Annotated in this window: 9 protein-coding genes; 4 read left to right on the forward strand and 5 right to left on the reverse strand. The window is 43.8% G+C overall.

Annotation, left to right across the window (positions count from 1 at the left end):
* The first annotated feature begins 114 nt into the window (after positions 1–114).
* Both panP and HOP38_RS09350 read left to right on the forward strand, forming a co-directional pair.
* Positions 115–1,767, forward strand: a complete 1,653-nt coding sequence (gene panP, locus HOP38_RS09345; protein WP_198557925.1) for a pyridoxal-dependent aspartate 1-decarboxylase PanP — start codon at positions 115–117, stop codon at positions 1,765–1,767.
* Positions 1,768–2,102: 335 nt separating this feature from the next.
* Positions 2,103–2,957 (forward strand): MurR/RpiR family transcriptional regulator, encoded by an 855-nt coding sequence (locus HOP38_RS09350; protein WP_006074735.1) that lies wholly within the window; start codon positions 2,103–2,105, stop codon positions 2,955–2,957.
* A gap of 52 nt (positions 2,958–3,009) precedes the next feature.
* On the opposite strand, the gene HOP38_RS09355 is transcribed toward HOP38_RS09350, so the two are convergent.
* Positions 3,010–4,236: an iron-containing alcohol dehydrogenase gene (locus HOP38_RS09355; RefSeq protein ID WP_006074736.1), complete on the reverse strand. Its 1,227-nt coding sequence runs from the start codon at positions 4,234–4,236 to the stop codon at positions 3,010–3,012.
* Between the two features lie 409 nt (positions 4,237–4,645).
* Between HOP38_RS09355 and HOP38_RS09360 the strand changes: the two genes are divergently transcribed.
* Entirely contained in the window at positions 4,646–4,912 is a 267-nt protein-coding gene (locus HOP38_RS09360) for a GrxA family glutaredoxin (RefSeq protein ID WP_006074737.1), read from the forward strand.
* Positions 4,913–5,166: 254 nt separating this feature from the next.
* Positions 5,167–6,849 (forward strand): aspartate:alanine antiporter, encoded by a 1,683-nt coding sequence (locus HOP38_RS09365; protein ID WP_006074738.1) that lies wholly within the window; start codon positions 5,167–5,169, stop codon positions 6,847–6,849.
* A 115-nt stretch (positions 6,850–6,964) separates the two neighbouring features.
* On the opposite strand, the gene fabV is transcribed toward HOP38_RS09365, so the two are convergent.
* The 4 genes from fabV to nhaA form a co-directional block, all read right to left on the reverse strand.
* Entirely contained in the window at positions 6,965–8,167 is a 1,203-nt protein-coding gene (gene fabV / locus HOP38_RS09370) for an enoyl-ACP reductase FabV (protein WP_006074739.1), read from the reverse strand.
* Between the two features lie 187 nt (positions 8,168–8,354).
* A complete protein-coding gene (locus HOP38_RS09375; protein WP_198557926.1) occupies positions 8,355–10,637 on the reverse strand; it encodes an acyl-CoA dehydrogenase in 2,283 nt (760 codons plus the stop codon).
* A 79-nt stretch (positions 10,638–10,716) separates the two neighbouring features.
* Complete coding sequence (gene psrA, locus HOP38_RS09380) at positions 10,717–11,352, reverse strand: TetR family transcriptional repressor PsrA (RefSeq protein WP_081411584.1); 636 nt, start codon at positions 11,350–11,352, stop codon at positions 10,717–10,719.
* A gap of 390 nt (positions 11,353–11,742) precedes the next feature.
* Positions 11,743–12,912 (reverse strand): Na+/H+ antiporter NhaA, encoded by a 1,170-nt coding sequence (nhaA, locus tag HOP38_RS09385; RefSeq protein WP_198557927.1) that lies wholly within the window; start codon positions 12,910–12,912, stop codon positions 11,743–11,745.
* Between the last annotated feature and the right edge of the window lie 70 nt (positions 12,913–12,982).

The raw sequence follows: 12,982 nt of genomic DNA on the forward strand, positions 1-12,982 counted from the left end.
CTTCGCACGCAACCCCATGAAAATTAAGTTCCCATTCCAATTTTTGCGAGACTTTCACCGCTAATTGGTTTAGATTGTGCCGCTTGCAGTAACGGAATAATAGTAGATCACGGTATGGTATCTGAGCAGAAAATTGCTGATGTCAGCTTCGAAAGCCTTCTTCGAATCTTCACTATCCCTGAAGGACCAGATTCAACTCTGACCCAAATCGAAGAAGGATTGTCCAAGAACTTAAACCAGTTTTTGCGCGAACATATAGTGGCAGAAGAAAAGCCTTTACATGAAATTGAAAAGGACTTTTCTAGTGCTGTTATTCCAGAACAACCAGCGTTTGTTTCGGACCATACTGAACACCTTCTTGATACGCTCGTATCGCACTCGGTACACACCTCTTCACCAAGTTTTATTGGTCATATGACCTCGGCCTTGCCTTATTTCTTGATGCCGTTGTCGAAAATTATGATCGCGCTAAATCAGAACTTGGTAAAGATTGAAACCTCCAAAGCATTTACGCCTCTAGAACGCCAAGTTCTGGGTATGCTCCATAAACTGATTTATGGTGAGTCCGACCCTTTCTATAGTCGATGGATGCACAGTGCTAACCATTCTCTTGGTGCATTTTGCTCGGGAGGCACCATTGCCAATATCACCGCACTTTGGGTGGCACGCAACAACGCTTTAAAAGCGCAAGGTGATTTCCTTGGCGTGGAAAAAGAAGGGTTGTTTAAGGCAATGAAGCATTACGGTTATGAAGGTCTAGCCGTGCTTGTCTCTGAACGTGGGCATTATTCTCTAAAAAAAGCTGCCGACGTCCTTGGAATTGGTCAACAAGGTCTGGTCGCAGTTAAAACGGATAGTTCTAACCGAATCTGCCCTGAAGATCTAAAAGCCAAATTTGCTCAGCTCAAAGAAGATAAGATCAAACCTTTTGCGGTCATTGGCGTTGCCGGGACAACCGAAACAGGTAACGTTGATCCATTAAGAGAAATCGCTCAAATCTGCCAACAAGAGTCTTGTCACTTTCACGTTGATGCGGCATGGGGCGGCGCTACTTTGATGTCGGCTAAATATCGCTATCTACTAGATGGTGTGGAACTGGCGGATTCAGTGACAATTGATGCGCATAAGCAGCTTTATATCCCTATGGGTGCGGGTATGGTGTTGTTCAAGCAACCAGATGCCATGAAGAGCATCGAACACCACGCTCAGTATATTTTGCGTAAAGGGTCGAAAGACTTGGGCAGTCACACTCTAGAAGGTTCACGCTCAGGCATGGCAATGCTCGTGTATGCCGCAATGCATATAATTAGCCGTCCAGGTTATGAGCTGTTGATCAATCAAAGCATAGAGAAAGCTCGTTACTTTGCTGACCTCATTAAACAACAAGACGATTTCGAGCTCGTAAGCGAACCAGAATTGTGTCTCCTGACCTATCGCTACGTTCCAAAATATGTCCGTAATGCACTGGCTAGTGCTTCAACCGAGCAGACAACCGAGATCCATAACTTGCTAAATGAACTGACCAAAGTCATTCAGAAAAAACAGCGAGAAACTGGGCTCTCCTTTGTATCTCGCACACAACTTAATCCAATTCAATGGACACTGCGCGACACTATTGTGTTTAGAGTAGTACTAGCCAACCCTTTAACTACAACGGATGTGTTAAGTTCAGTACTTGAAGAACAAAGAGATATTGCTAAAACGGTGCCTAACTTAATGGCAAGACTTGATCAAGTCTCTCACGAGATCCTTCGTACAAAAGACTAAAAGTGAAATCAATTTCATTCTCGCAGTTATGAAAATTTCTTTCTGTTTTGTGGGAGTAATACGGTAAAAACGAGCTAGAAACTGGCGATTTCTGGCTGTTTTTTCTTCAATTGTTTTTTTCTTCCATTTTTTTGTTTGATGCCTGTCATATTCTAAAGATTTCATGTGAGCTTTTATTACAGCTCGTATGCTGCTTCGTTTATACTGAGGACATGGAGTTGGCGTATTTCTAACGTACTATAAGAACTCAATGTTAGATTGAGATTTGCGAAATTACTTTTTGCTCTTCACTAATAGAATCGCCAGCAAGTTGTTCTCTTTACCCTGTGAACACTATGAATACACTAGAGAAAGTCCAAAAAAATTTAGAGAACTTCAGCAAATCTGAACGTAAGGTTGCTGAAGTTATTATGGCATCCCCCCAGACTGCCATACACTCAAGTATCGCGACACTCGCTAAGATGGCGGATGTTAGTGAGCCAACTGTTAACCGCTTCTGCCGTCGTTTAGACACCAAAGGTTTCCCAGACTTTAAACTGCACCTCGCACAAAGTTTGGCGAATGGTACACCTTATGTGAACCGTAACGTCGAAGAAGACGACGGTCCGGATGCCTATACTCACAAGATTTTTGAGTCGACAATGGCATGCTTGGACGTTGCTAAGAACAGCCTAGACCCGATGCAAATCAATCGTGCGGTTGACTTGCTGACTCAAGCAAAGCGAATCTCTTTCTTTGGTCTAGGTGCTTCCTCATCGGTTGCTCGAGATGCTCAAAACAAGTTTATCCGTTTCAACATTCCGATCTCTTGTTACGAAGACGTAGTAATGCAACGTATGAGCTGCATCAACTGTTCAGACAACGATGTTATCGTACTGATTTCTCACACAGGTCGTACTAAGAGCCAAGTTGAAATTGCTCACCTTGCTAGGGAGAACGGTGCAACAGTTATTGCCGTTACCGCGAAAGACTCGCCGTTAGATAAGGCCAGTTCACTATCTATTACTGTTGACGTACCAGAAGACACTGACGTTTACATGCCGATGGCTAGCCGTGTGGTACAGATGACCATCATCGATGTCTTAGCGACAGGCTTTACATTGCGTCGTGGCTCTGGCTTCAGAGACAACCTAAAACGCGTGAAAGAAGCATTAAAAGATTCTCGCTACAACAAAATGCCTAACTACTAGTCATAGAAAATCCGTTAAAAAAAGAGGCCAATGGCCTCTTTTTTATTGCTCGTTAATCTGTCTCGACTGGATTATTGCGAATCTCTACTTGGTTTGAGTCCTCATGGGTTTGCGGATGACCATCGCACTGACATTGACACACTTGATTCAGAATAAAAATAAGTCTGTCTTCAGTTAATGGTATAGGGTTGCCTTTAATAGCTACTGACTTCATTGCATCAGCAGCAACCTGCTCGAAAGACGTATTACAAACGCCAAACTCCGATAGTAGCGGCAGTTCAAGCCTTTCGAGTATCATATTCACCCAAAGCACGCTGTCTTCAATACTGGCATTGGTTCGTCCAGTAAGAATTTGCGCCATATTACGGTATCGATTCAACACGTCACTGCGTCCTGCTCTTTTCGCTGCTTTAATGTTCTCGGTCATAACATGTGGAGCAAGTCGTGCGGTAATCACGCTATGTGGCGCGGTAATTTTGCCACCAAGCGCTGAGGCAAGGCCATGAGCAGCCCCCAATTTGGCATTAGTTATCGCCATCCCGCCGAGCATCGCGGCAAAGGACAGATCCGCACGTGATTTGGGATTATCTTGTTTGCAACCTGAGATAATGGAATAACTGAGGCGTCTCAAACCTTCTTCACAAACCATATCAGTCAATGGGTTGGGTTCACCACAAACGTACGCTTCCATTAAGTGAGTAAATGCATCCATTGCACCCCGCCCCGAAGTGTAAGCATCGGTACCGTAGGTTAGAACAGGGTCGACAATCGCCACATCAGGCAACATATCCGGATTCCGTAAACTCACTTTAACCTTATCTTGTCCAGATTTAAGTACCGCATTTTTGGTCACTTCAGCTCCGGTACTGGCTGTAGTTGGAATTGCGATCATGGGAATAGGTTTGGTTTTTAATGGCACATTTCGACCCACAACTTCAACATAGTCGTAGACATCACCCTGATTGGGAATGATCGCAGCAAGTGCCTTACCCATATCTAAAACACTGCCACCACCAATAGCAACCACCATGTCAGGCTTAAAACGCCTACCCATGATCGCCGTTTCCTCGACCATGGTAATGTTAGGCTCGCCACGAATGGCGACATGCTGATAACGCATGTTTTGGCTGTGAAGATAATGAATCACAGGGTCGGCTCTTTGACGCTCCTGCCCTGTTACCAGCAACACACTGTATCCAAACTGATTGATGATTGAGAGGGAAGATTGAAGCGCGCCCTCTCCGAAGATAATACGACTAGACGTCATGAACTGAAACATACCAATATCCTTTAGGTATACCATTCGACTCACTAATCAAACCATTGCCTATGAAACTAGCAATACAAATACTCTAAGTGTGAGTCTTATTGGTAGTGCAAACATAGAAAAGAAAAGCTTCGATAAGCATGCAGTTTCCTTTGCTGCAAAAACTTGATTTAAACCAAGCTACTTAGTTTTTGCTCTATTTTATATCGACAACTTTGCCATAAATCACACTCCGTTATGTTCAACTTTGCATCTAACTGAGTAAATTATGCTCTGATAGTTTTCACCTATTAGAGCAAGTGGGATTTGCCACTTTATTTCCTTTTCATCTTGAGGCATAGTGGTTTCCAACAATATGAAAGAGCTGAGACTTGGTCTCTTTAGATGCTCAGAAAAAGTTTAATCTTCAAGGAGAAAGTCAATGTTCGTAGTGATTTTTGGTCGCCCTGGTTGTCCATTCTGTGTTCGTGCAAAAGAGCACGCTGAAAAGCTAAAAGAAAAACGTGACGATTTTAACTACCGTTACGTTGATATCCATGCAGAAGGTATCTCAAAAGCAGATTTAGAGAAAACTGTAGGTAAACCTGTTGAAACAGTACCTCAAATCTTCATTGACCAAGAGCACATTGGCGGCTGTACTGAATTCGAAGCCTACGCTAAAGAAAATCTTGGCCTTTTTGACGAATAATCGTCTGCACTATCAATAGTATAGTTGAAAAAAGAGTCTCAATAGCCAGCTGATATAAGCTGGCTTTTTTATTTGCGAGCTGCATCCGTTTTCATCAAGACTGTCATCGATTGTCAGGCTTTGTCTGGATTAGGATAGAAATACGTAATCTAATAGTAAAACATAAAAAAAATCACTTATCTTTTTGATTATTTCGGCTACAATCGCCACACTTTATTAATCTCAACTTAAGCCTCTTCGAGCAGCTACATACAGTGAATATCGACGTAGTAAATTTGCTAGATCAAAACCCGATTCTTCTCATCTTTGTCGCTTTAGCGATTGGCCTTGCTTTTGGCAAAATTCGCTTTGGTAATCTTCAACTCGGCAACTCTATTGGTGTTTTAATTGCCTCTCTCGTCATGGGACATTTAGGTTTCAGTTTTAATGCGGAAGCCTTAACCATCGGCTTTATGCTATTTATCTACTGTGTGGGTATTGAAGCTGGTCCCAACTTCTTTGGCATCTTTTTCCGTGACGGAAAACATTATTTAATTCTCAGTCTTGTTGTGTTGGTCACCGCATTGACAGTGACCTATTTTGCTAGCCACTACTTGGGACTTGATTACGGTCTTTCCGCGGGTGTGATGGCCGGTGCTTTGACCGCTACACCAGTGTTAGTAGGTGCTCAAGACGCCTTAAATTCAGGGCTTGCGACGATTCCGCGTGGAATGGACTTCTCTTTGGTCATAGAGAACCTTTCTGTAGGTTATGCAATGGCTTACCTGATCGGCCTTATCAGTATGATCATGCTTGCCAAGTTACTGCCTAAGTTGCAAAAGCAAAACCTGCATGACTCTGCACAGCAAATCGCGCAAGAACGAGGGTTGGGCGGCTCAGGCCAGAGAAAAGTCTATCTGCCTATTATTCGTGCTTACCGTGTCGGACAAGAGCTAATCGACTGGACGGACGGGAAAAACTTGAGAGAGCTTGGTATTTATCGCCAAACAGGCTGTTATATCGAGCGAATTCGCCGCAATGGCATCTTGGCGCACCCAGATGGCGATGCTATTTTACAAGAAGGCGATGAGATTGCCTTGGTTGGCTTCCCTGATAGTCACGCTCGTCTAGACCCAAGCTTCCGCAACGGTAAAGAAGTATTCGACCGCAACTTGCTCGACCTGCGAATCGTTGAAGAAGAGATCGTAGTAAAAAGTGACAACATTGCAGGAAAGAGCTTATCGAGCCTAAACCTTTCCGAGTATGGCTGTTTCCTCAACCGAGTCGTTCGAGCGCAAATTGAAATGCCAATGGACGCCAATATCGTGCTGGCAAAAGGGGATATTCTTCAAGTCAGTGGTGAAAAGAGTCGTGTACATGGCCTTGCAGAGAAAATTGGTTTCATTTCGATCCACAGTCAAATGGCCGACCTGCTCGCGTTTTGTAGCTTCTTTATTCTTGGCATTATGTTTGGTTTGATTACCATGACTTTTGGACAAGTTTCGTTTGGTCTAGGTAACGCTGTAGGTCTTTTGCTTGCAGGGATCACGCTCGGTTTCTTAAGAGCCAACCACCCTACTTTTGGTTATGTTCCTCAGGGAGCCTTGAACATGGTCAAAGATCTTGGCTTGATGTTCTTTATGGTTGGTATTGGCTTGAGTGCAGGCGGCAAGATGTTTGAGCACTTAACTCAAGTCGGTCCTCAGGTCATAGCGATAGCTTTCTTAGTTAGCGTTGTGCCTGTTGTTTTAGCTTACCTTGTTGGAGCGTACATTCTGAAAATGAACCGGGCGTTGTTGATAGGTGCGATTGTGGGTGCACGAACTTGCGCACCGGCTATGGATGTTGTTAATGAACACGCACGTTCAACTATACCGGCACTTGGTTATGCGGGCACCTATGCTATTGCTAATATACTAATGACACTAGCAGGTACCATACTTATCATTTTGTCCTAGTCTTTTATAACGAAAGCTCTAGGGCAACGGTTCTATCAAAACTGTTATTTCTATATACAGCAAATAGCAAAGGGGCGCATAAAGCGCCCCTTTTCATTATCAGCTAATGTCTCAATTATAGGTCGATAACATCAAACTCTACAAGTGGTGATACATCTGCATCATAGTCCACACCGTCAACACCGAAACCAAATAGCTTCAAGAACTCTTCTTTGTACTCAACGTAGTCAGTTAGCTCTTTCAGATTTTCAGTTGTGATTTGTGGCCAAAGTTCTGCACAGTGCTTCTGGATATCATCACGCAGTTCCCAGTCATCTAGACGTAGACGATTCTTTTCATCGACCTCTGCAGCGCTACCGTCAGCTTTGTAAAGACGCTGAGAGAACATACGGAAGATCTGCTCCATACAGCCTTCGTGGATACCCTCTTCACGCATCTTCTTAAATACCATTGCGATATAAAGAGGCATAACAGGAATCGCCGAACTTGCTTGAGTCACAACAGACTTAAGAACCGCTACATTGGCACTACCACCAGTTTTAGCCAACTTATCGTTAAGCTCGGTAGCGGCACGATCTAGGTCCATTTTTGCTTTACCTAGTGCGCCTTCCCAATAGATAGGCCATGTCAGCTCAGTACCAATGTATGAATACGCAACCGTCTTACAACCGTCTGCAAGTACACCAGCATCTGATAGCGCGTTAATCCATAGCTCCCAATCTTGGCCGCCCATTACAGTAACAGTATCTTCAATCTCTTGTTCTGTCGCTGGCTCAACACTTGCTTCAATGATTGTGTCTGAGTTTGTGTCTACTGCTGTAGAAGTGTAAGTCTCACCAATTGGTTTTAGCGATGAACGAATCAACTCACCCGTTTCTGGAAGCTTACGTACTGGAGAAGCCAATGAGTAAACCACCATGTCGATTTGACCAAGATCTTCTTTGATTAAATCAATAACTTTTTGTTTTGCTTCGTTAGAGAAAGCATCACCGTTGATGCTCTTCGAGTACAAGCCTTCTTCTTTTGCTAGCTTGTCAAAAGCAGCAGAGTTATAGAAACCTGCTGTACCAGGCTTACGTTCTGTACCTGGTTTTTCGAAAAATACGCCGATTGTCGCCGCACCACCACCGAATGCCGCAGCGATACGAGAAGACAGGCCATAACCACTAGAAGAACCAACAACAAGTACACGCTTTGGCGCGTTTGCAATTGGTCCTTGAGCTTTGGTATAAGCGATTTGTTCTTTTACGTTTGCTTCACAACCTACTGGGTGAGTAGTAGTACAAATAAATCCACGAATTCTTGGTTTGATGATCATATTCAGTTCCTCAAAAAATCCCTAGTAGGATAAGAGTTTCAATCCCAGTTCGCATCTTATTTCTGTCAATTTCCTTGAATTTTCTAAGTGGTTGGAGCACTTTCGGCGCCTAATCCTCGATTTCTATAAAAAAAGCGCCCTATAAAAAGGCGCTTTTTGCTATTAACAAGAATAGTTTCTGTCCTAGTTAGGCAACACTATTCAACTTTGGTTTGGACTCTGAGTGCGTTCTTACTTCAGACATGTCATGGCTAAAGTGGTCAACTTGAATCGCTTTGTAGCGAAGAGCATCCGCTTCACGAATTCTAGCGACTTCTTCTTCAGTCAGAACATTAGCTTCAAGTGCTTGATTCAATCGATCTTCCAATAGACCTTTCTTCGCCACTTTGCCTTCTTTCACACCAACAAACAGCTTTTTCTCTAGGTCACGAATGTTGTACATCGCGATAAAAGCGTTTTCCATAAGACCGACATTATCGTCCTCTTTTGGCCCGATGTAACATAGGTGAGTCAGGCGATCACGATGCGCACCCGGTACCATCATACTTTTTGCTAGTTTCAACCCTAGATCGTCTGAAGGTTTCTCAAAATGGTTACCAATCGGGAATAATAGACCTTTCAAAGTCCCCCCTGCCCATCGTGCTGGGAAGTTGCGGTAAGCTTCGTTCAGTGACTTCGCTGCATGGTAGAAACAGTGTTGAACCGAGTAATGAACGTAATCCAAGTCAGCTTGCTGACGACCATCATCTTCATACTTCTTCAACGCCGCAGAAGCCATGAACAGGTAAGCAAGACCGTCACCTAAACGTGCTGAGATCATCTCTTTACGTTTCAGATCACCACCCAGTGTCAACATGGCAAAGTCTGCACTCACTGCTAAGGCTTTACTTAGGCGAGTTAGGTCTTTGTAGTAGCGTTTCGTTGGACCACTCATATGAGCACCGACAAATGCAGAACCTGTTAATGCTGCAGTAAAGGCACCCAAGGTGTTTTTAGTTGCATGACCGATATGTTTGAACAGTAGCTTATCAAAGTCCTCAGCAGCCTGTTTCTCATCTGGGTTGGCTGCTGCTTCCATCTCTTTAAGGACATATGGATGACAACGTGTTGCGCCCTGACCAAAGATCATCAAGTTACGAGTGAGGATGTTTGCACCTTCTACTGTGATCGCTACCGGGATACCCAAATAGCTCGAAGCAAGGTAATTCATAGGACCATCTTGGATGGCACGTCCAGCGTGAATATCCATAGAGTCATTGAGAATAGTACGTGCCATCTCAGTCATATGGTATTTGGCAATCGCTGTAACGATTCCTGGTTTTTCCCCCATATCCAGCGAGGTAGTCGTTAATGTTCGAGTCGCTTCAAGTAGGTAGGTTAAGCCACCAATACGGCCCATAGCTTCTGCTACACCCTCAAACTTACCGATAGACATACCAAACTGTTTACGAACATAAGCGTAAGCCCCCGTTGTTCGTGTTGTTAGGTGTCCAATAGCGGTACCTAGTGCTGGAAGTGAGATACCTCGACCTGCGGACAGACATTCAACCAACATTCTCCATCCACGACCAGCATACTCTTGACCACCAATCAGCCAATCCATTGGGATAAATACATCTTTACCACGTGTCGGACCGTTCATGAATGCCAAATGCAATGGGTCATGACGCTCACCGATCTCAACACCTTTATGGTCTGCTGGAATCAGTGCACAAGTGATACCGATATCTTCTTTGTCACCCATAAGTTTGTCGGGATCGTGCAATTTGAAAGCGAGACCCAACACAGTCGCAACTGGTGCAAGCGTGATATAACGCTTATTCCAATTAAGGCGAATCCCTAATACTTCTTTGCCTTCATGCTCGCCATAACACACGATACCTTTATCTGGGATACCGCCAGCGTCAGAACCCGCTTCAGGGCCCGTCAATGCGAAACATGGGATATCAGTACCGTCAGCCAAGCGTGGCAACCAATAATCTTTCTGCTCTTGCGTTCCGTAGTGAGACAGAAGCTCACCCGGGCCTAGTGAGTTTGGAACCATAACCGATACGGCAGCACTAATACTGCGAGTCGCAATTTTAGTTACAATGGTAGAGTTCGCTAGTGGCGAGAACTCTCTACCGCCAAACTTTTTAGAGATAATGAGAGAAAAGAAACGCTCTTTACGCAAGTATTCCCATACTTCTTTCGGTAAATCGCGGTCTTCTTTCACGATTTTGTTGTCATCTAGCATCTCTAGCAGTGTTTCAAGCTCATTGTCCATAAAGGACTGCTCTTCTGCTGACAGCGTCGGCTTAGGGTACTGGTGCAGTGTTTTAAAGTTAGGCGTTCCAGAGAATAACTCTCCATCCCACCATACGCTCCCTGCTTCCATTGCTTCTTTCTCGGTTGCCGATAGTGGTGGCAATACCTTCTTAAACATTTTGAATGCAGGGTCACTTATCCATTTTCTTCTCAGAGAGCTCATGATACCTATCCTTTTGTTCAGATTATTTCTTGTTATTATTTGGGTTATTAGTTTGATTAAGGTTTTAGCTTGGTAGTCATTATTCCGCCGCTACACCTGCAGCGAGATAGGGAATTATTTGGTTGATGATTGCTTCTGCGTCTACTTCTTTATCAAAGGAACTCAAAGCAATTTCTGATAATGCTTGACTCGATGCCATAGTGAATACGCATGTACCCAGTGTTAGGTGCAAACGCCAAAACAGGGTTTCTGCATCTAACTTTGGATTCGCTTTCATCACAGATTGAGTGAACATCGCTAGCGCTTCGGTGTACCGAGTAGTGATAAACCAGCGCAAGTGGCCTTGAACATCAGTATAGCCACGTCCAACTAGCGACATGAATCTGCTCGCTCCTCCCGGCTTCACTTGGTTCAAGCTAAGCAAAGGTGACTTCAGCGCACCAAATACATCGGCCATTGTGTAGTGCTCACGCTCATTCAGTTCGTAGAGCGCCGCTTCTACAGCCGGCATAAACGCTTCTAGATAACGATTAAGTACTGCTCGAACCAGAGTTTTTTTATCGCCAAAATGATAGTTCACGGAGGCTAAATTCACGTTAGCCTTGCTAGTGATAGTTCGTAGAGAGGTATCGTTGAATCCATGCTCAGCGAACAGTATCTCTGCGACATCGAGAATCTTATCCTTGGTAGTTACTCTATTGGTCATTTCAATCATCCGTATCAAACACATGTTTGAATATACTCTCGCAACAGCAAGATAACAAGTGATTAACATCAAACTTTTTAATAAATACGCAAGACTGGTCGGACAAGGTTTATAACCACCTGTTTTCATTAAACTTTGAAAATTTTCTAAAAAAAACGTGTTTTTTTAATGAACTAACTCATCGTTATCGGGTCTATTTAAGTGTTATCAACAATGACTTGTTTTACCGACATGACACTGATTTCCATTGTTATTGTTGATGACATATGCTGCTTTTTCTTATTAACTCCTATTTTTGTATCCGCCCAAACCAACATTGGTTTGGGCTTTTTTTATCCGTTTTTCAAACATAAAAAAACCCAGCCTAAGCTGGGTTTGTGTAATCATAGTTTCTGGCAGTTAGTATTGAACCTTCGGTTCTGGCGCCTCTTCTTTAGGAAGCGAGAAGTTAAGCAATATGTAGCCAAGAACAGCTGCTGTTGTTGAGCCCATCAAAATGCCCAATCTAGCGTATGTATCAAACTCGGGGCTCACTCCAGTAAACGCCAGAGATGATATGAAAATCGACATGGTGAAGCCAATACCACACAAAACAGACACCGCAAACACCTGCTTAAAGTCCACACCACCAGGCAGTTTTGCCACACCAAGTTTCACTGCTAACCAACTAAAGCTGAAGATACCTAGTGGTTTACCAACCAAGAGACCTAGTGCAATACCAAGTGGCAACATCGACGTTAGACCCGACATTGATACGCCTTCCAACGAAATGCCTGCATTGGCAAACGCGAAGATAGGTAGAATCAAGAATGCGACGTATGGATGAAGCGCATGTTCTATATGTTTCAGCGGTGACTTTTCACCTTCATTACCTTTAAGAGGAATAGCAAAGCCTAATACCACACCAGCTAAGGTTGCGTGCACTCCAGAGGCCAATACACTCACCCAAAGAACCGCACCAACTAAGAGGTAAACAGGTATGCTTGTCACCTTCTTCGCGTTCAACATGAACAACACAGCGGTCATTATGAAGCCAATAGTTAACGCCAACGTAGACAGATCGCTGCTATAAAACAACGCAATAATAACGATAACGCCTAAGTCATCAATGATAGCAAGTGCGAGTAGGAATACTTTCAGAGCTACAGGGACACGTTTACCCAACAACGCCATAATACCTAAAGCAAACGCGATATCCGTTGCTGCTGGGATTGCCCAGCCACTCATAGCTTCAGGATCACCCATGTTAAACAGTACATAAATAAGTGCTGGAGCTAACATGCCACCGACTGCGGCAATCGCAGGGAAGATAGCAGTCTCTCTAGACTTCAATGCACCTTCGAGTAGCTCACGTTTTACTTCCAAACCGATCAGGAAGAAGAAGATCGCCATCAAACCATCGTTGATCCAGTGTGAGATAGACAGACCAAACACGTAGGTATGAAGCACGCCTTGATACATTTCGTTCAATGGAGAGTTTGCGACGAACATAGCGATCGCAGCAGCAATAACGAGGATGATACCTCCAGCTGACTCCATCTTGAAAAAATTACGAATGACGTCATTCATGTTGTAAAGCCCTTAATAGTTATTCATCTTGTCAGAATGTTAAAAATTGTATATCTAGTTAATTTTCAGA

Source organism: Vibrio mediterranei (assembly GCF_013364395.1).
In the GTDB taxonomy this organism is placed as follows: domain Bacteria; phylum Pseudomonadota; class Gammaproteobacteria; order Enterobacterales; family Vibrionaceae; genus Vibrio; species Vibrio mediterranei.

Coding starts and splice junctions, on each gene's coding strand:
- HOP38_RS09350 (WP_006074735.1), top strand. CDS start 2,103: ATGAATACACTAGAGAAAGTCCAAAAAAATTTAGAGAACTTCAGCAAA.
- panP (WP_198557925.1), top strand. CDS start 115: ATGGTATCTGAGCAGAAAATTGCTGATGTCAGCTTCGAAAGCCTTCTT.
- HOP38_RS09375 (WP_198557926.1), bottom strand. CDS start 10,637: ATGAGCTCTCTGAGAAGAAAATGGATAAGTGACCCTGCATTCAAAATG.
- HOP38_RS09355 (WP_006074736.1), bottom strand. CDS start 4,236: ATGTTTCAGTTCATGACGTCTAGTCGTATTATCTTCGGAGAGGGCGCG.
- psrA (WP_081411584.1), bottom strand. CDS start 11,352: ATGATTGAAATGACCAATAGAGTAACTACCAAGGATAAGATTCTCGAT.
- HOP38_RS09360 (WP_006074737.1), top strand. CDS start 4,646: ATGTTCGTAGTGATTTTTGGTCGCCCTGGTTGTCCATTCTGTGTTCGT.
- nhaA (WP_198557927.1), bottom strand. CDS start 12,912: ATGAATGACGTCATTCGTAATTTTTTCAAGATGGAGTCAGCTGGAGGT.
- fabV (WP_006074739.1), bottom strand. CDS start 8,167: ATGATCATCAAACCAAGAATTCGTGGATTTATTTGTACTACTACTCAC.